General features: G+C 72.1%; 11 protein-coding genes. 4 read left to right on the top strand and 7 right to left on the bottom strand.

Annotated elements, in window-relative coordinates; genetic code table 11:
* Window positions 1–116: 116 nt before the first annotated feature.
* The 3 genes from OG276_RS10760 to gmd all read right to left on the bottom strand — a co-directional run bounded on the left by OG276_RS10760 (window position 117) and on the right by gmd (window position 4,922).
* On the bottom strand, window positions 117–800 hold the full coding sequence (locus tag OG276_RS10760; RefSeq protein ID WP_266904307.1) for a hypothetical protein: 684 nt from the start codon (window positions 798–800) through the stop codon (window positions 117–119).
* A gap of 79 nt (window positions 801–879) precedes the next feature.
* A complete protein-coding gene (locus OG276_RS10765; protein WP_266904309.1) occupies window positions 880–3,657 on the bottom strand; it encodes a LamG-like jellyroll fold domain-containing protein in 2,778 nt (925 codons plus the stop codon).
* A gap of 251 nt (window positions 3,658–3,908) precedes the next feature.
* Window positions 3,909–4,922, bottom strand: coding sequence for a GDP-mannose 4,6-dehydratase (gene gmd, locus OG276_RS10770; RefSeq protein WP_266904311.1), 1,014 nt, complete (start codon window positions 4,920–4,922; stop codon window positions 3,909–3,911).
* Window positions 4,923–5,373: 451 nt separating this feature from the next.
* On the opposite strand from gmd, the gene OG276_RS10775 reads away from it, so the two are divergent.
* Entirely contained in the window at window positions 5,374–6,351 is a 978-nt protein-coding gene (locus OG276_RS10775) for a GDP-L-fucose synthase (RefSeq protein WP_266904313.1), read from the top strand.
* A 25-nt stretch (window positions 6,352–6,376) separates the two neighbouring features.
* Here OG276_RS10775 and OG276_RS10780 read toward each other — a convergent pair whose 3' ends face one another.
* On the bottom strand, window positions 6,377–7,852 hold the full coding sequence (locus OG276_RS10780; RefSeq protein WP_266904315.1) for a sugar transferase: 1,476 nt from the start codon (window positions 7,850–7,852) through the stop codon (window positions 6,377–6,379).
* 380 nt (window positions 7,853–8,232) lie between these two features.
* Here OG276_RS10780 and OG276_RS10785 point away from each other — a divergent pair, with 380 nt between their 5' ends.
* Both OG276_RS10785 and OG276_RS10790 read left to right on the top strand, forming a co-directional pair.
* Entirely contained in the window at window positions 8,233–10,497 is a 2,265-nt protein-coding gene (locus OG276_RS10785; protein WP_266904317.1) for a M4 family metallopeptidase, read from the top strand.
* Between the two features lie 223 nt (window positions 10,498–10,720).
* Window positions 10,721–12,181 carry a nitronate monooxygenase gene (locus OG276_RS10790; RefSeq protein WP_266904319.1) on the top strand — a complete coding sequence of 487 codons (1,461 nt, stop codon included), beginning with the start codon at window positions 10,721–10,723 and terminating at the stop codon, window positions 12,179–12,181.
* A 148-nt stretch (window positions 12,182–12,329) separates the two neighbouring features.
* Here the strand turns inward: OG276_RS10790 and OG276_RS10795 are convergent, their stop codons facing one another.
* A complete protein-coding gene (locus OG276_RS10795) occupies window positions 12,330–12,839 on the bottom strand; it encodes a hypothetical protein (RefSeq protein ID WP_266904321.1) in 510 nt (169 codons plus the stop codon).
* A 199-nt stretch (window positions 12,840–13,038) separates the two neighbouring features.
* Entirely contained in the window at window positions 13,039–14,592 is a 1,554-nt protein-coding gene (locus OG276_RS10800; protein WP_266904323.1) for an MFS transporter, read from the bottom strand.
* 179 nt (window positions 14,593–14,771) lie between these two features.
* Between OG276_RS10800 and OG276_RS10805 the strand changes: the two genes are divergently transcribed.
* Window positions 14,772–15,782 (top strand): Lrp/AsnC family transcriptional regulator, encoded by a 1,011-nt coding sequence (locus OG276_RS10805; RefSeq protein WP_266912692.1) that lies wholly within the window; start codon window positions 14,772–14,774, stop codon window positions 15,780–15,782.
* A gap of 26 nt (window positions 15,783–15,808) precedes the next feature.
* Here the strand turns inward: OG276_RS10805 and glgP are convergent, their stop codons facing one another.
* Window positions 15,809–18,460 carry an alpha-glucan family phosphorylase gene (gene glgP / locus OG276_RS10810; RefSeq protein ID WP_266904325.1) on the bottom strand — a complete coding sequence of 884 codons (2,652 nt, stop codon included), beginning with the start codon at window positions 18,458–18,460 and terminating at the stop codon, window positions 15,809–15,811.
* Window positions 18,461–18,481: the final 21 nt, after the last annotated feature.

Genomic DNA, 18,481 nt, shown 5'->3' on the forward strand with positions numbered 1-18,481 from the left:
GTCGTGGACGGGGTGCAGCCCCGTCGTGTGGAGGGTCGGATGCCCCCGATGCGGGAACGAAAACGCCCCCGCCGCCCGGGAGTCGGGCAGCGGGGGCGTTCTCGTGGTGCGGGCGCTTACGCCGGGATCCAGGCGTAGCAGCCGTTGGAGACGAACTGGGCCGTGCCCGCCGGGATCTTGGCGGTGATCTTGTCGCCCGGCTTCAGGGGGGCCTGCGGGCCCGAGGCCAGGGCGGCGCCGTCCTTGGACTTGGCCTCCCAGGAGCAGGTCGTGCTCTGGGTCAGCGCGCGGTAGGTGCCCGCCGCCGGGGAAGCCTTCGTACCGTCCGGGAAGCCCTTCGACGCCGCGTCGAGCACCGGCTTCTGCTCCGGGCAGAGGAAGGTGATCGCGTCCTTCGCGCCCGGGATCTCCCCGGCCACGAGGGCGCCGACCGCCGCGTCCTTGTCCCGCTTCGCCGTGCGCTCCACCCGCTGGCAGGCCTCCTGGCCGCCCTGCAGGACGGCCGCCGGGTCCATCTTCTCCGGGACCCTGCCGCTCAGGTACTGCTTCTCGGGTGCGGTGAAGCTGCCCGTCTTCGGGACGAGCTTGGTGTCCGGCAGGACGGGACCCGTCGGCTTCGCGTCCGGCGAGAGCGGCGCCGGGGTGTCCGTGGCGTCGGCCGGGTCGGGGGCCGACGAGGCGGCCGGCGGCTTGGGCGAGGCGGCCGAGGCTTCGGCCTTGCCGTCGCCGCCCGAACTGCAGGCCGTCAGCGTCAGGGCGGCGGCCAGCAGGACAGCGGCCGCCGCGGAGCGTCGGTACATCAGGTGGCTCCCGTACGTATGAGATGTGCGTGCGGGGCCCGGCCGTCGAAACGGCCGGGCCCCGCACTCCGTCGAGCGGTTACTTCGCGCCGAAGGTGAGGGTCAGCTGCGGCTTGGCGTCCACGGCCGTGGACTCAGAGGACCAGAGCCACAGGGCGTCGCCGCCCGTGCTCGTCAGGCCCAGGCTGTAGCTGGATCCCAGCACCGCGGAGAGCGCGGTGGTGTTCAGCGGGACGCTCTGCACCGCCGTCCCCTCGGGCACGCCCGCGAAGGAGCCGAGCGGGGTGGTGCCCAGGGTGGGCTTGGTGTTGAAGGTCGTGCCCGCACCGCTCCAGGTACCGGTGACCGGAACCACGGAGACGGTGTCGATGGTGCCGGCACTCGTCGAGGTGGTGGTCTTGATCTGGAGGGACGCGGACTTCAGCACCGTACCGGCCGGGGCGGCCGGGATGTCGAAGCGCAGGTACGTCTCGTAGGCCGCGGTGCCGCGGACGGCCAGCGAGGTGGACGCGCCGTAGGCGGTGCTGGGGGCGCCCTGGTTGATGTAGGTGTCCTCGGTCGCGGTGACCTTGGAGACGGTGTCGGTGGCGGCCTTCGCCAGGTTGTAGTGGTTCTTGACCTGGGCCTCGGTCAGCACCTTCGGGTAGACGGCCGTCTCGTCGATCTGGCCGGCGAAGAAGTTGCTGGTCGGCCGGGAGGCCCAGCCGGCGAGGTTGTCGCCGCCGACGTGCCAGTAGCCCTCGATCTGCTGGGAGCCGGTGACGTTGAGGGTGCCCTTGGACTGGCCGTCCACGTACAGCGCCATGCCGGCGGGGCCCTGGGTGGCGACGACGTGGTGCCACTTGTTGTCGTTGAACGTGTCGAACAGACCGGTGGAGACGGTCTTCGCCGAGCCCGGGTTGACCCCGAAGAAGATCCGCCCGGTGTTGGTCATGTAGATGTTCTTGTCGTAATTGTTGCTGTTGCGGTCCTGGTTGTTGCCGAACCCGATCAGCTTGCCGCCGCGCGTGGTGTTCGTCTTGAACCAGGTCTCCAGCGTGTAGCTGCTGCCGACCGTCTGGCGGTGGTCGCTGTACACCTGCTGGCTGGTGCCGTTGAAGCCCATGGCCGTGCTGGCGCCGGTGAGCGCTCCGGGGGTCTGGCGCAGCGCCGGGGCGTTGAGCTGGATGCCACTGGTGTTGCCGGAGACCGAGGAGTCGGCCACGTACGGGCTGACCACGTCGTCGTAGCGCCAGTACAGGTTGGCGCCGTCCTCGCGGACCTGGTGGGGGTACGCGGTGACCGAGGTCGGGACCGCGACCGAGACGGTGGCCGACAGGGCGCTGGTGTTGCCCGCCGCGTCGGTGGCCGTGACCCGGTAGCTGTAGGAGGCGCCGGCCTTGACCGTGGCGTCCGTCCAGGAGGCCTGCTGGCGCAGCCACTCCAGGGAGTTCGCGCTGACGGTGGCGATCGGGGTCGCGGAGCCGTTGCGGTAGATGCGGTAGGTCAGCTTGTTGTCGTCCGCGTCGTAGCTGGCGCGCCAGCGGACCTGGACCTCGCCGGGCTTGACGCTGGAGACGCTGGCGACCGGGGTGGTCGGGGCGCCGACGTCGCCGGTGGAGGCGAAGCGGGTCAGTGCCTGCTGGGCCTTGCCGTTGATGAGGGTGAACTCACCGCCGACCCACATGTACTTGGTGGTGTTCTTCTCCGCGACGGCCATCACGCGCGGGCCGATGCCCTCGCCGAGGCCGTCGTTGGCGGTGGGGTGCCAGCCGAGCTTCGCCGGGCTGCGCACGAAGCCGTTCACGGCCGCGGGGGCGTCGAGGCCGCCGTTGCCCCAGTCGGTCAGCTGCGCCAGCAGGAAGTGGCGCTTGCCGTCGGGGAACTGGCCCTCGGAGGTGCAGTTGTGCGCGTGCGAGGAGCTGTAGAGGACTCCGTCGTACGGCAGCACCCACTGGGTCGCGCCCAGGCACTGGTCGCGCCACTTCTCGCTGAAGTCGGGGGCGAGGGCGACGCGGCCGTCGAAGCCGCCCGTGCCCTCGGCGCCGGTGTAGTAGCCCGTGGCGTCGGCCGCGATGGACTTGATGACCGACATCGAGGGGATGGTGCCGTACGTCTTGGCGACGGCGCCGGTGGTGGCGTTGACGACGGCGAGCGCGTGGCTCTGGGAGCCGTTGACGGTGAAGAAGTCACCGCCGAGCAGGATGTTCTTGCCGTCGTTGCTGAGCTGGAGCGCACGGCCGGGCTCGTCGGCGTTGGCGACGAAGGGCTTGACCGCACCGGAGGTGGCGTCGACCGCGGCGAACCGCTCGCGGGGCGCATCCTCGACGGTGCTGAAGTCTCCCGCCGCGTACAGGGTGTCGTCGGAGACGGCGAGCGCGCGCACGGTGGCCGGGAACTTCGGGTCGAAGGAGGCCTTGGGGGCGCAGGTCGCGATGTCGATGGCGGCGACGCTGGAGACCGGGGTTCCGTTGACGGCACCGAAGTAGCCGCCCGCGTAGAGGGTCTTCTTGTCCTTCGAGACGGTGAGCGCGCGCACGGTCGCGCTGCCCTCTCCGACGGTGAAGGAGAGCTTGCAGGAGGTGGGGGCGCCGGTCGCCGCGTCGAGCGCGACGAAGTTGACCGCTTCCTGTTCCGTACCGGCGGCGCCGGCGGGCGGGCGGACGGCGGAGAAGGTGCCGCCCGCGAAGACGGTGCCGTTGGCCTCGGCCATCGCCCAGACGATGCCGTTGGGCTGCCACGTCGGCAGGTCGTCGGCGGTGAAGGCCACCGGCTGCGTGATGGCCGACGCCTCGGGTATCAGCACCAGGCCTATCGCGGTGCCGGCACCGGCCAGTGACAGGGCGAGGGCAGCAGTCAGCCCTCTGGATCTACGCATGAGCCCCCCAGGGCAATCGCCCGGCTTGAATGGCTGGTTCGACAAGTATCAGATCAGCCATATGTACTGGCGCAGACTAGGGCTCACGCGAGGGCCTGGTCACCACGCTCGACCCATTGCTACCAACTTGGAACCAACGGGTCCGGCACGGATGGAGCACTACGGACATACGGCAGTTATGCCCCGGTCACACCCGCCGACAACTGCGCGAACGACCGGGACAGGGCAAATCGTAGGCGAAATATATGGCCTCAGCGGTCGATGCGGACGCTGGCGCCCGCCAGTTGGTCCTCGACCTGCCGGATATCGGAATCCACCATGATCCTGGCCAGTTCGGCCACCAGGACCGTCGGCTTCCAGCCGAGCAGGTCATGGGCCTTGGAGGCGTCGCCGATCAGGGCGTCGACCTCGCTGGGGCGCTCGTACTTGGGGTCGTAGCGCACGTGCTCGTTCCAGTCGAGACCGGCGTGGGTGAAGGAGGCCTCGACGAACTCGCGGACGGTGGCGGCGACGCCGGTGGCCACGACGTAGTCGGTGGGCTCGTCCTGCTGGAGCATCCGCCACATGGCGTCCACGTACTCCGGGGCGTAGCCCCAGTCGCGGACGGCGTCGAGGTTGCCGAGGTAGAGCTTCTCCTGGAGGCCCGCCTTGATCCGGGCGACCGCGCGGGTGATCTTGCGCGTCACGAAGGTCTCGCCGCGGCGCGGGGACTCGTGGTTGAAGAGGATGCCGTTGACGGCGAACATCCCGTACGCCTCGCGGTAGTTCACCGTGGTCCAGTACGCGAACACCTTCGCGGCGCCGTACGGGCTGCGCGGGTGGAACGGGGTGGCCTCGTTCTGCGGGGGCGGGGTGGCGCCGAACATCTCCGAGGAGGAGGCCTGGTAGATGCGGGTGTCCACGCCGCTGGCCCGGATCGCCTCCAGCAGGCGCAGGGCGCCGAGGCCGGTCACGTCGCCGGTGTAGAGCGGGGCGTCGAAGGAGACGCGGACGTGCGACTGGGCGCCGAGGTTGTAGACCTCGTCGGGGCGTATCTCGCGGAGCAGGTTCACCAGGGCCACGCCGTCGGAGAGGTCGGCGTGATGCAGCACGAAGGAACGGTTCGCCGTCTGCGGGTCCTGGTAGATGTGGTCGATCCGCTCCGTGTTGAAGCTGGAGGACCGCCGCACGAGACCGTGCACCGTGTAGCCCTTGGAGAGCAGGAGCTCTGCGAGGTACGAGCCGTCCTGCCCGGTGACGCCGGTGATCAGCGCGGTCTTGCCCATGGGGTCCCCCTGGGGATCGTTGCGGTGCGGTCGTGGCTGCGCCCCGGAGTGCGGGGGCTGCGGTTCGGGGCGGGGCCCCGGGTGTGGCTCGGGGCGCGGCCCCGGATGTGGCCCGGGGTCACGCCTCGTCGTACGGGTCTGCGCGGGCGCGCCCCCAGGGGGCTGGGGACGGGTACCGGATGGGTACCGTACACGTTCCGTCCGGAGCCCCTCCCGCCGGATCGGGCCCCCTCGCCCCCTTGCAGGTCGGTATGTACCGGACTGGCCGGTGCCACCCGAAATCCGCCTGCCCACCGGGACCTCCCGGCGCAGCCGATCCAGCCGTCCGGCGCTTGAGGACCGGGGGCCGGAGCGGGGCGGGGACCGGGCCGGGGCCCGGGGTGTTCAGCACCGGATCGGGGCCGGGGCTCCCCCGTAAAGCCGCGGACAGCGGACTGGCATCATCGGCGGTATGACAAGTTCGCCGTTCCTGCCTCCGAACGCCCGCGTCTTCGTCGCCGGCCACCGCGGCCTCGTGGGGTCCGCGGTCGTCCGCCGGCTCACCGCCGACGGGTACGAGGTGCTCACCCGCGGCCGCGCCGACCTCGATCTGCGCGATGCCGCCGCGACCGCGGCGTACCTGCGGGACGTCCGGCCCGACGCCGTGGTCCTTGCCGCCGCCAAGGTCGGCGGGATCATGGCCAACAGCACGTTCCCGGTGCAGTTCCTGGAGGACAACCTCAAGATCCAGCTGAGCGTCGTCGCCGGGGCGCACGCCGCGGAGGTCGGCCGGCTGCTGTTCCTCGGCTCCTCCTGCATCTACCCCAAGCTGGCCCCGCAGCCCATCAGCGAGGACGCCCTGCTGACCGGCCCGCTGGAGCCGACGAACGAGGCGTACGCCCTGGCGAAGATCGCCGGCATCGTCCAGGTCCAGTCGTACCGCAAGCAGTACGGGGCCTCGTACATCTCCGCCATGCCCACGAACCTCTACGGTCCGGGCGACAACTTCGACCTGGAGTCCTCGCACGTCCTGCCCGCCCTCATCCGCCGCTTCCACGAGGCGACGGCCGAGGGGCGCGAGGAGGTCACGCTGTGGGGATCGGGCACGCCCCGCCGGGAGTTCCTGCACGTGGACGACCTGGCCGCGGCCTGTGCCGTGCTGCTGCGCGAGTACGACGGCGCCGAGCCGGTGAACATCGGCTGCGGCGAGGACCTGACCATCAAGGCCCTCGCGGAGACCGTCGCCGAGGTGACCGGCTTCCGCGGCCGGCTCGCCTGGGACACCTCCAAGCCCGACGGCACGCCCCGCAAGCTGCTGGACGTGACCCGGCTGACCGGGCTCGGCTGGAAGCCCGCGGTCCCGCTGCGCGAGGGCATCGCCTCCACGTACGCCTGGTGGCGCGAGCAGAGCGGTGCGCAGGGCGGCGAGCAGACCCGCGGGCAGAGCTGATCCCAAAGCGAGGTTCCCCGGTGCCTCAGTACGCTCCGCGACCGTCGACCACGGCGCGGAGCGTGCGGCCCATGACGTCGACGTCACTGGTGAACGACCAGTTGTCCACGTACTGCAGGTCGAGCTGGATGGTTTCGTCCCACGAGAGGTCGGAGCGCCCGCTGATCTGCCACAGCCCGGTCATCCCGGGCCGCACCGCGAGCCGGCGCAGTTCGACCTCGTCATACTCGGCCACTTCCTCCGGCAGCGGGGGGCGCGGGCCGACCAGTGACATGTTGCCCGCCACCACGTTGATCAGCTGCGGCAGTTCGTCCATGGACGTGCGGCGCAGCAGCCGGCCCACCCGGGTCACCCGGGGGTCGCGGCGCATCTTGAACATCAGGCCGTCGTTCTCGTTGGCCCCCGACAGCTCGGCCTTGCGCGCGTCGGCGTCCACGACCATCGTGCGGAACTTCCACATGACGAACGGGACCCCGTCGCGGCCTATGCGCCGCTGCCGGTAGAAGGCCGGACCGCGCGAGCCGAAGCGGATCGCCAGGACCATCGCGAGGAAGGCCGGCGACAGCAGGACCAGTCCGATCGCCGCGCCGGCCCGGTCCAGTACCGACTTCAGCATGGGCTGTACGCCCCGGCTCACCGGCGGCGCCACCCGCAGTATGGCCAGGCCGCCCGCGGACAGGGTCTCCAACCGCTTGACGGAGACCTCCACGAGGCCGGGGAAGACGGCCAGGTCGAGCCCGGCGTCGTGCAGGGCCCAGGAGATCCGGCGCAGCCGTTCCCCGGCGAGCCGGGCCCCCGGTGCGACGAGCACCAGGTCGGCGCGGTGGGCGGCGACGGCGCCGAGCACGGCGGTGGAGTCCCCGTTCGGCGTCTGGGCCGTCGTGGAGCCGAGCCGCGCGGCCACGGGCACCCCGTTGTCCATCGAGCCGGGGCCCACCGGGACCACGCCGACCACCACGTACGGGTGGTCGGTGCGCGCGGCGAGGTGCCCGATGACGGACTCCGCGGCATCGGGCTCGCCGACGACCAGCACCCGGCTCACCGCCTGTGCCTCGCGGCGGGCGGCGGAGAGGTGGCGGTACGTCAGCTTGTGGCAGGCGACGGTGACGAGCAGGGCGGGCACGAGCGCGCCCAGGGCGGACAGCCGGGGGGTGTTCTCACCGGTGATCACACGGGCCACGGCGAGTACGCCGATCAGAATCAGCCAGTCGTGTACGACCGGCAGGACTCCCCGGGATTCGCCGAGCGCGCGGCCCGCGTAGCGCCGTCGCATCAGCTGCACGCCGGTCCAGGCCAGGGCCGCGCCGAGGGCGCAGAACAGGGGCCGTGCCTGCTGAGCGGCCTCGAAGACCAGGCCGACGGGGACTCCCGCGCCGATCAGGTCCGCGGCGACCGCTGCGGGCAGGTACCAACGGGCCTTGTCGCCGAGGCCCCGGGCCGGCATCGCCGCTGCCCGGGCCGCTCCGGCCACTCTTTGCACAGGTATATGGACATGCCTCATGGGCCCCCCTGGCACGTGGTCTATGACGGTGGCGCCGGTCCCCGGCTTCCCCAGGCAGTGGACATCAGACGCACCGGGAAACAGTACGACAAACACCCGTACGGTAAATGCCGTTTCCACGAACCGGGCGTCTTGTTGCCCAAGCGTTAGACGCCGGTGGCCCGGATTCCGGCCCTGGGACCCCTCTTTCTCATTCCAAAGTGAATGTTCCGCATACCGGATACGTCTCTTCGGACAACGAACGATTTCCGGCCAACCTTTTGACGCGGCCCTGACATCACGTCGCTCAAGTGGCACTCTTCGACCGTTCTTCGCACCAGCCCGATCTGCCCGGAGGCCCACCCAGCCATCCGGAACCCCCCTTGCAGAAGGAGTCTGCGTTGAGTCCCACCCCCCAGCGGCGTGCCACCACGGCCGGCGCGCTTGTTGCCGCGGCCGCTCTCCTCGCCGTAGGCATCCAGACCGGATCCGCCAACGCCGACGCCACCGCGTCGCAGGTCGGATCGGTCGCCCAGGCCAACCCGGGCGCGGCCAATCTCAAACTCAGCGCTTCGGAGCGTGCGACGCTCCTGGCCGAGGCCAACTCCACCACCGCGCAGGCCGCCAAGGCGCTCAGCCTCGGCAGCGGCGAGAAGCTCGTCGTCCGCGACGTGGTCAAGGACGTGGACGGCACCACCCACACCACCTACGAGCGCACCTACAACGGCATACCGGTGCTCGGCGGTGACCTGACCATCCACGCAAAGGGCGGCGTCACCAAGAGCGTCACCAAGGCCACCAACCACGACCTGAAGGTGGACACCACCGCCACGGTCGCGGTCTCCGCCGCGGAGGGCCAGGCGCTCTCCGCCGCCAAGGCCGAGGGTGCCAAGGACGCCAAGGCCACCAAGGGCGCCCGCAAGGTGATCTGGGCGGCCGAGGGCGCTCCGGTCCTCGCCTTCGAGACCGTCGTCGGCGGCCTGCAGCACGACGGCACGCCCAGCGAGCTGCACGTGGTGACCAACGCCAAGACCGGCGCGAAGATCACCGAGTGGCAGGGCATCGAGACCGGCACCGGCAACACCATGTACAGCGGCCAGGTGACCATCGGGACCGCGCAGTCGGGCAGCAACTACACGCTGACCGACGCCTCGCGCGGCGGCCACAAGACCAACAACCTGAACCGGGCCACCTCCGGCACCGGCACCCTGTTCTCCGGGACGGACGACGTCTGGGGCAACAACCTGCCGGCCAACCTGGAGACGGCCGCCGCCGACGCCCACTACGGCGCGCAGGTGACGTGGGACTACTACAAGAACGTCCACGGCCGCAACGGCCTGCGCAACGACGGGGTCTCCCCGTACAGCCGGGTCCACTACGGCAACAACTACGTGAACGCCTTCTGGGACGACTCCTGCTTCTGCATGACGTACGGCGACGGTGACGGCAATGCCAAGCCGCTCACCTCCACCGACGTGGCAGCGCACGAGATGACGCACGGCCTGACCTCGGTCACCGGCAACATGACGTACAGCGGTGAGCCGGGCGGTCTGAACGAGGCCACCTCCGACATCTTCGCGGCGGCGGTCGAGTTCTACGCCAACAACCCGCAGGACGTCGGCGACTACCTCGTCGGCGAGAAGATCGACATCCGCGGCAACGGCACCCCGCTGCGCTACATGGACAAGCCGAGCAAGGACGGCTCGTCGAAGGACGCGTGGTACTCGGGCATCGGCTCGATCGACGTCCACTACTCCTCGGGCCCGGCCAACCACTGGTACTACCTGGCCTCCGAGGGCTCGGGCGCCAAGGTCGTCAACGGCGTGAGCTACGACTCGCCGACCTCCGACGGCCTGCCGGTCACCGCGATCGGCCGTGACGCCGCGTCCAAGATCTGGTTCCGCGCCCTGACCACCGGTCTGTTCAGGTCGAACACCAACTACGCGGCCGCCCGTACCGCCACCCTGCAGGCCGCTGCCGACCTGTACGGCGCCGGTTCGGCGACGTACACCAACGCCGCTCACGCCTGGGCCGCCATCAACGTCGGCGCCCGCCCCCAGAACGGCGTCTCGGTCACCAGCCCGGGCAACCAGAACACCGTCACGGGCAGCGCCGTCAGCCTGCAGATCCAGGCCACCAGCACCAACCCCGGTGCGCTGACCTACACGGCGACCGGCCTGCCGGCCGGTCTGTCGATCAACTCCTCCAACGGCCTGATCTCCGGTACGGCCTCCACCGCCGGCACGTCCAACGTGACCGTCACGGTGAAGGACTCGGCGAACCAGACCGGGACGGCGGCGTTCACCTGGACGGTCGGCACCACACAGCCGAACGTCTTCGAGAACACCACCGACTACGCGATCGCCGACAACGCGACGGTCGACTCCCCGATCACCGTGAACCGCACGGGCAACGCTCCGACCACCCTCAAGGTGGACCTCAACATCCTCCACACCTACATCGGTGACCTGAAGGTCGACCTCGTCGCCCCCGACGGCACCCTGTACAACCTGCACAACCGCAGTGGCGGCAGTGCGGACAACATCATCAAGGCCGTCACGGTCAACGCCTCCTCCGAGGTGGCCCAGGGCGTCTGGAAGCTGCGTGTCAACGACAACGCGAACCTCGACACCGGCAAGATCGACAGCTGGAAGCTCACCTTCTGACCCCCACCGGGGCCGTGCGTGAACCAGAGCTGAACCGCTAGACCACGGGGCCGCCCGGGAGAAGACCTCCCCGGGCGGCCCTGTTCCATTGGCCCCGGCCACCGGGGTCCACGTACCCCCAGGGCCAGGACCTTCGGCGCCCGCCGGCCGGCCGGGCCGGCGTCATAGTGGAAATCAGCGAACCTACGGAACCGTAGGTTCGGGTGATCCGAGGACGTGACCCATGCCGCAGACCCCCACGACAGCCCCCGCCGCGCAGCACCCCTGGCTGATCCAGGGCGGCATGGGCGTCGGCGTCTCCGGCTGGCGGCTGGCCAAGGCCGTCTCCGGCGAGGGCCAGCTGGGCGTGGTCTCCGGGACGGCCCTGGACGTCGTACTGGCCCGCGTGCTGCAGACCGGCGACCCCGGCGGCCACGCCCGCCGGGCCCTGGCGGCCTTCCCGCTGCCGGAACTGGCCCAGTCCGCCCTCGACCTCTACTTCCGCGAGGAAGGCCTCGCGGACGGCGTGGCGATGCGCACCACCCCGCGACTGCGGGCCACGGGCGGGTCGCAGGCCGAGATCCTCACCGTCCTCGGCAACTTCGTCGAGGTCTGGCTCGCCAAGGAGGGACATGACGGTGTCATCGGCATCAACTACCTGGAGAAGATCCAGCTCGCCACGGCCCCCGCAATGTTCGGCGCGATCCTGGCAGGCGTCGACTACGTGCTCGTGGGCGCGGGAGTCCCCGGTCAGATCCCTGCCCTCGCCTCAAGGCTGGCGCGCTACGAACGCTGCGTGAGCAAGATCCATGTGGAGGGCGACGAGGAGCCCCTGGAGCACCTCTTCGACCCCGCGGCCCTGCTCGCCGGCCACCTGCCCGGCCCGCTGCGCCGCCCCCGCGTGCTGGCCATCGTCTCGCTCCCGGTCCTGGCCACCTACCTGGCCCGGGACGAGATCACCCGCCCCGACGGCTTCGTGATCGAGACCAGCCAGGCCGGCGGCCACAGCGCCCCGCCGCGCGGGCCGATGAAGCTCGACGAGGACGGCGAGCCGGTCTACGGCCCGCGCGACAGCCCCGACCTCGCCAAGATGGCGGCGCTCGGGCTGCCGTTCTGGCTCGCCGGCGGCCAGGCCAGCCCCGAGGCCGTGGCCGGGGCGCTCGCCGAGGGCGCGGCCGGGGTCCAGATCGGCAGCGCGTTCGCCCTGTGCGAGGAGTCGGGGATGGCCCGTCACCTGCGCGAGGAGCTGCTGGGCCGGGCCCACACCGGCACCCTTTCGGTGCGCAACGACCCCGAGGCCTCGCCGACGTCCTTCCCGTTCAAGGTGGCGGACCTGCCGGGGACGGTCTCCGAGCCGGAGGTGTCCGAAGCCCGGCGCCGGGTCTGCGACCTCGGGTTCCTGCGCACCCCCGTACGGGGTCCGCGCGGTCTGGTCTACCGGTGCGCGGCCGAGCCGGTGGCCGCGTACGTCCGCAAGGGCGGCGATGCCGCCGACACCAAGGGCCGCCAGTGCCTGTGCAACGGCCTGCTGGCGACGATCGGACTGGCCCAGCGGCGGCCGCACGGCCGGGTGGAGCCCCCGCTGGTGACGATCGGCAAGGACCTGTCCTTCCTCCCGAAGCTCGCCCCGAACGCCGAGCCCTACACGGCCGCGGACGTGGTGCACTGGCTCGCGGCGGGCGCGGACCGGCCTACGGCCGGCTGAGGAAGCCTGGGAACACGGCGCGAGAAGGGCCCGGCACCCCCGAGCGGGGTGCCGGGCCCTTCCGGCTCGGCGGCCGCGGCGCAGCCGGCGCGGCGGATCAGCTGTCGCCGTGGATCAGCTGTCGCCGTGGATCAGCTGTTGCCATGGATCAGCCGATGGAGCGGAAGACCCGGTCGAGGATGTCCGGCGTGGAGACGTCCGCTCCGGCGGCGCGCCCGCCGATGCTGCGGTCCTCGTCGCCGTCCCAGTCGTCGCGTCCGTCGTGCCGTCCATCGTGGCGGCCGTGGTGGTCCTCTTCGTCGGTCGGCTTGAAGAAGACCGAGCGGACCTCCAGGTCGTCGGCCCGCTCGCCCGGCTCCAGCGTCTCCACGGCGCGGCCGCCGCAGGAGCGGTCCTCGAACAGCACCGCCAGCGAGTCCGTGTCGTTGCGCACCCAGAAGGCCGGGTGGTTCCGGGAGGCGTTCGTCAGCTGGTAGCAGGTGTCGTTGTCGGCGGGCTCGATGCGGCCGTGCCGCGTGTCACCGTCGTCGCTGTACCGGTAGTGCAGCGTGCCGAGGTACTCGCGGTCGTCGTGGTCGTTCGCGTACGACAGCCCGGCGGTCGGCAGGACCAGCGCGAGAGCGCCTACGAGTGCGGTGGCGGTGGTGCGAAGACGCATTGGGGAGTCCGTTCCTCGGGTTCCTCGGGTTCCTCGAATGCCTGGTGCGGTGGGCATCCGCGGGCAGCGTAGGAGCACACGCGCACGCAGAAACGATTCGGCATGGCAGTACGTTCGAAGGTTCACCCTCACGGTCCCCTGGCCGGCGGGGCGGGTGTACGGGCCTTCGCGCGCAGCCCCGTACGCCCGCCCGGGCGGCTCAGACCGCGGCCCGCTCCGCCGGATCGGAGGCCTGACCGGGCACCGGGACCGGGGCCGGCACCGGCACCGGGGCCGCGGCGGCAGGGGCAGTGGTGCCGGCAGCCGGCCGGCGGACCAGCACCACCAGGATCAGCGCCCCCGCGAGGCCCATCGCCCCCGAGGCCCAGAAGGTGTCGCGCAGCCCGTTCGCGAAGGCCGCCTCGACCCACGGCCCGGCCCCCGGGACCGTGTCCAGCAGCCGCGCCGCCCCGCCCCCGGCCAGCGCCGCGGCCGTGCCGTGCGGCTGCCCGGAGCCGGCGAGGCCGTCGGCCAGCCCGGCGTGGAAGACCGCGCCGAGCACCGCGATGCCCAGGGCCATGCCCAGCTGTCGCGCGGTGTTCAGCGCCCCGCCCGCCATGCCCGCCCGGGCCGGGGGCACCGCCCCCATCGCGGCGGCGGCCAGCGCCGGGGAGATCAGTCCGACGCCCAGGCCGGTGACGGCCAGGCCCGGGACCAGCGCCGTCCAGCCGTCGCCCGCGTCCAGCATCCAGCCCTGGAGCAGCGCCCCGGCCGCGATGAGGAACAGCCCGCCGCCGATGGTGATCCGGGGAGAGGCCCCGTGCAGGAGCTTGCCGGAGGCCGCGGAGACGGGGAAGGCGGCCAGGCTCATCGGCAGCAGGGCCAGTCCCGCGCCGACCGGGCCCATGCCCTCGGCGCTCTGGAGCCACAGGGAGACGTACATCAGGTACCCGAAGGCGGCGCCGGACATCAGCAGCGAGGCGGTCATCACGGCGGCGAAGACCGGGCTGCGGAAGAGCGAGAGGTCCAGCATCGGCCGGGAGCCGCGCAGTTCGACGAGGACGAAGGCGGCGAAGGAGGCCGCACCCAGGGCGAACAGGCCGAGGGTGCCGGCGGAGGTCCAGCCGCTCTCGCCGCCGCGGATCAGGGCGTAGGTGACGGCCGCGGCGCCGGCGGTGAAGGTGGCCATCCCGGGCAGGTCCAGGCCCTTGGCGTGCGGATCGCGGGATTCGGTGACGGCCTTGAGGGTGACGTACACGGCGAGGGCGCAGACCGGGAGGTTGACGAAGAAGATCCAGCGCCAGCCGAACTGCTCGGTGAGCAGCCCGCCGAGGATCGGACCGGCCGCGGCGGCCGCTCCGTTGACGGCGCCCCAGACGCCGAAGGCGACGCCCCGGTCGCGGCCCTGGTAGGCGGAGGAGAGCAGGGCCATGGTGGTGGCGAACATCGCGGCGCCGCCGATGCCCTGGACGGCGCGGAAGGCGATGAGCGCGGCCGGGCCCTGGGCCAGTCCGCAGGCGAGGGAGGCGACGGCGAAGAGCGCGAGCCCCCCGAGGTAGACGCGGCGCCGGCCGATCCGGTCGGCGAGCGATCCGGCGCCGAGCAGCAGGGCGGCCAGGGCGAGGGCGTAGACGTCCATGACCCACTGGAGGCCGGAGAAGCCCGTGCTCATGTCGGCGGCCATGTCGGGCAGGGCGACGGTCACGATCGTGACGTCGACCAGGAGCATGAAGGCTCCGAGACACACCGCCGTCAACGGCAGCCATTTGCGCATGGGGGTACTCCTGGGATGTCCGAAGGCAGGGGTGGTGCGGAACCGGGCGGGGGGACCGGGGGCCGCCGGGGTCCGGCGGGGCGCGGCTTCCGCCTCCCACAAGGTTCCAGCCCACCGCGGCCCACCCCCACCCAGCACCCCCTTGCCGGCGGATTTCACCCACAGCCGGGTCTGTGATGATGGAAACCGTGAACGAATCGGAGCTGGATCCGCTCGACCGGTCCCTGGTCCAGGCCCTCACCATCGACGGCCGGGCCCCCTTCAGCCGGCTGGCCGAGGTGCTGGAGGTCTCCGACCAGACCGTCGTACGGCGCTACCGGCGGCTGCGGACCTCCGGGCTGATCCGGGTCGTCGGGCTGCCGCTGGGCAGCCGGGTCGGGCTGTTCGAGTCCTGGCTCCGGGTGCAGTGCGCCCCCGACGCCGCGCTCCCGGTGGCCGAGGCGCTCGCCCGCCGCCCGGACATCGCGTGGGTGACCCTGGGCTCGGGCGGTACCGAGATCCATTGCATGACCCGGGCCCGCACCCGCCAGGACCGGGACGCCCTGCTGCTGGAGAAGCTGCCGCGGACCCGCAGGGTGACCGCGGTGAGCGCCCACACCATCCTGCGGAAGTTCTTCGGCGGGCCCGACGCCTGGGTGGGCCTGGACGTACTGCGCCCCGACCAGACCGCGGCCCTGGAACGGCCCGCCGTGGAACCGGGTCCGCAGCGGTACGCGCTCGACGAGGCGGAGCTGGCCCTGCTCGCGGTGCTGGGCCGGGACGGCCGCGCCGGGTACCCGGAACTGGCGCGTGCCGGCGGTCTGTCGGAGTCCACCGCGCGGCGCAGGCTGGAGCGGCTCCGCGAGGTGGGGGCGGTCTTCTTCGACGTGGAGTTCGTCCCGGCGCTCTTCGGCTACGAGGCGGAGGCGACGATCGTGCTGACCGTTCCGCCCGCCCGGCTGGCGCAGGTGGGGGCGGCGCTGGCGGGCCACCGCGAGGTGGCCTTCGCGGCGGCGGTGACCGGGGCCGCCTCGCTGATGGCGGTGGTGGTGTGCCGGGACACGGACGCGCTGTACACGTACCTGACCGAGCGGATCGGCGCGGTGGACGGGGTGGGGCAGGTGGAGGTGATCCCGGCCCTGCGCAGCATCAAGCGGGCCGGGATGCTGGTGGAGGACGGGCGGCTGGTGGACCCGCCGCCCGCCCCCTGAGCTCTGGCCCCGAACGGCCGGGGCCGTCAGCGCAGCACGACGCCGCTTCCCGCGTCCGGGTCCGTGCCGGTGCCCGTGGCGGGGCCCGCGACCAGGCCCAGTTCGGCCGGGGTCGCCAGCAGCGGGTGCGCCGGCATGATCCGTACGGTGTAGCCGAAGGGTCCCGTACGGTCGAGGGCGAGCGGGCCCTCGTACAGCCAGCGGCCCTCCAGGTCGGGTCCGCCGGCGGGCTTGAGCGGGAAGGCCCGCCCGCCCTGGATCACGTCCTGCGCGTCGACCCGGCCCGCGACGGCCTGTACCTCCACGTCCTCGGGGGCCAGGGCGTCGAGGGAGACCTGCACGCGCAGGGTGAGGGTGGCCCCGAGTTCGGCGGTGCCGCCGACCGGGCCCGCGGTCAGGGCCTCCACGTGCTCGACGGTGACCTGCGGCCAGGCCGCGCGGACCCGCCCCTTCCACCAGGCGAGGTCCCGCGCCGGGTCCGCGGTCAGGGCGCGGTGGGAGAGCGCGGCCGGTGCGTAGAGCCGCTCCACGTACTCCCGCACCATGCGCCCCGCGAGCACCTTGGGCCCCAGGGAGACGAGGGTGCGACGGACCATCTCGATCCACCGCACCGGGAGTCCGGCCTGTCCGGCCCGGTCGTAGAACCGGGGTGCGACCCGGCCCTCGATCAGGTCGTAGAGGGCGTTCGCCTCCAGGTCGTCGCGGCGGTCCTCGTCCGCGCCGAGTCCGTCGGCGGTCGGGATGGCCCAGCCGAAGTCCGGCTCGAACCATTCGTCCCACCAGCCGTCCAGGACGGACAGGTTGAGGCAGCCGTTGAGCGCCGCCTTCATCCCGCTGGTGCCGCAGGCCTCCAGCGGGCGCAGCGGGTTGTTCAGCCAGACGTCGCAGCCCGGGTAGAGCTTCTGGGCCATGGCCATGCCGTAGTCGGGCAGGAACACGATCCGGTGGCGCACGCGGGGGTCGTCCGCGAACCTCACCAGTTCCTGGACGAGCCGCTTCCCGCCGTCGTCGGCCGGGTGCGCCTTGCCCGCGACCACGATCTGCACGGGCCGGTCGGGGTCCAGCAGCAGGCGGCGCAGCCGGTCGGGGTCGCGCAGCATCAGCGTGAGCCGCTTGTAGGACGGCACCCGGCGGGCGAACCCGATGGTCAGCACGTCGGGGTCGAGTACGGAGTCCACCCAGCCGAGCTCGGCGGCGGCGGCCCCGCGCTGGCGCCAGGAGGCGCGCAGGCGGTCCCGTACCTCTTGGACGAGCTGTTCCCGGAGCACCCGGCGCAGGTCCCAGACGTCCTGGTCGGGGATGTCGGCGACGGCGTCCCAGCGCTGCGAGCCGCCGACGGAGAGCGCGTCCTCGGTGCGGCCGGCGCCGATCTGCTTGGCGCCGAGCTTGACGACCTCGGGCGCCACCCAGGTCGGGGCGTGCACGCCGTTGGTCACCGAGGTGATGGGCACGTCGGCGGGGTCGAAGCCCGGCCACAGCCCGGCGAACATCTCGCGGCTGACGGCGCCGTGCAGGGTGGAGACCCCGTTGGCCCGCTGGGCGAGGCGCAGGCCCATCACCGCCATGTTGAACACCCCCGGGTCGCCGCCGGGGTAGGTCTCGGCGCCGAGGGCCAGGATCCGGTCGACGGGTACGCCGGCCAGTTCGCCGCCCTCGCCGAAGTGGCGGGCGACCAGGGCCCGGTCGAAGCGGTCGATGCCGGCGGGGACGGGGGTGTGCGTGGTGAACACGGTGCCGGCCCGGACGGCTTCGACGGCGGCGTCGAAGCCGAGTCCCTGCGCTCCCTCCAGTTCCCTTATGCGCTCCAGTCCCAGGAACCCGGCGTGGCCCTCGTTGGTGTGGAAGACCTCGGGGTCGGGATGGCCGGTGATCCGGCAGTAGGCGCGCACCGCCCGGACCCCGCCGATGCCGAGGAGCATCTCCTGGAGCAGCCGGTGGTCGCTGCCGCCGCCGTAGAGCCGGTCGGTCACCTCGCGGGCCACGGCGTCGTTCTCCTCGACGTCGGAGTCGAGGAGCAGCAGCGGCACCCGGCCGACGCGGGCCTGCCAGACGTGTGCGTGCAGGGCCCGGCCGCCGGGGAGGCTCAGGGACACCCGGGCGGGGGTCCCGTCCTCCTCGCGCACCAGCGCGAGGGGCAGTTCGTTGGGGTCGAGCACCGGGTAGTGCTCCTGCTGCCAGCCGTCCCGGGAGAGGGACTGGCGGAAGTAGCCGTGCCGGTAGAGGAGTCCGACGCCGATGAGGGGGACGCCGAGGTCGCTGGCGGCCTTGAGGTGGTCCCCGGCGAGGATGCCGAGCCCGCCGGAGTACTGGGGCAGGGCGGCGGTGATCCCGAACTCGGGCGAGAAGTAGGCGATGCCGGCGGGCAGGTCTGCGGCGGCCTCGTGGCTCTGGTACCACCTCCCGCCGTGGACGTAGTCATCGAGGTCGGCGGCGGCGACGGCGAGCCGCCTCAGGAACCGCCGGTCCCCGGCGAGCTCGGCGATCCGCGCGGCGGACACGGCGCCGAGCAGCCGGACGGGATCCCCGCCGGCGGCTTGCCAGCCCTCGGGATCGACGGATTGGAAGAGTTCACGGGTCTCGGCGTGCCAGGACCAGCGCAGGTTGCGCGCGAGGTCGGCGAGCGGCGAGAGGGTCTCGGGGAGGACGGGGCGCACGGTGAATCGACGGATAGCCTTCACGCGTTCCACCTTCGCAGGGGA

The organism is Streptomyces sp. NBC_00086, assembly GCF_026343255.1.
GTDB lineage: Bacteria > Actinomycetota > Actinomycetes > Streptomycetales > Streptomycetaceae > Streptomyces.

Excerpts from the sequence above, each read along its gene's own strand:
- OG276_RS10760 (WP_266904307.1), bottom strand. The coding sequence starts at position 800 with ATGTACCGACGCTCCGCGGCGGCCGCTGTCCTGCTGGCCGCCGCCCTG.
- OG276_RS10765 (WP_266904309.1), bottom strand. The coding sequence starts at position 3,657 with ATGCGTAGATCCAGAGGGCTGACTGCTGCCCTCGCCCTGTCACTGGCC.
- gmd (WP_266904311.1), bottom strand. The coding sequence starts at position 4,922 with ATGGGCAAGACCGCGCTGATCACCGGCGTCACCGGGCAGGACGGCTCG.
- OG276_RS10775 (WP_266904313.1), top strand. The coding sequence starts at position 5,374 with ATGACAAGTTCGCCGTTCCTGCCTCCGAACGCCCGCGTCTTCGTCGCC.
- OG276_RS10780 (WP_266904315.1), bottom strand. The coding sequence starts at position 7,852 with ATGAGGCATGTCCATATACCTGTGCAAAGAGTGGCCGGAGCGGCCCGG.
- OG276_RS10790 (WP_266904319.1), top strand. The coding sequence starts at position 10,721 with ATGCCGCAGACCCCCACGACAGCCCCCGCCGCGCAGCACCCCTGGCTG.
- OG276_RS10795 (WP_266904321.1), bottom strand. The coding sequence starts at position 12,839 with ATGCGTCTTCGCACCACCGCCACCGCACTCGTAGGCGCTCTCGCGCTG.
- OG276_RS10800 (WP_266904323.1), bottom strand. The coding sequence starts at position 14,592 with ATGCGCAAATGGCTGCCGTTGACGGCGGTGTGTCTCGGAGCCTTCATG.
- OG276_RS10805 (WP_266912692.1), top strand. The coding sequence starts at position 14,772 with ATGGAAACCGTGAACGAATCGGAGCTGGATCCGCTCGACCGGTCCCTG.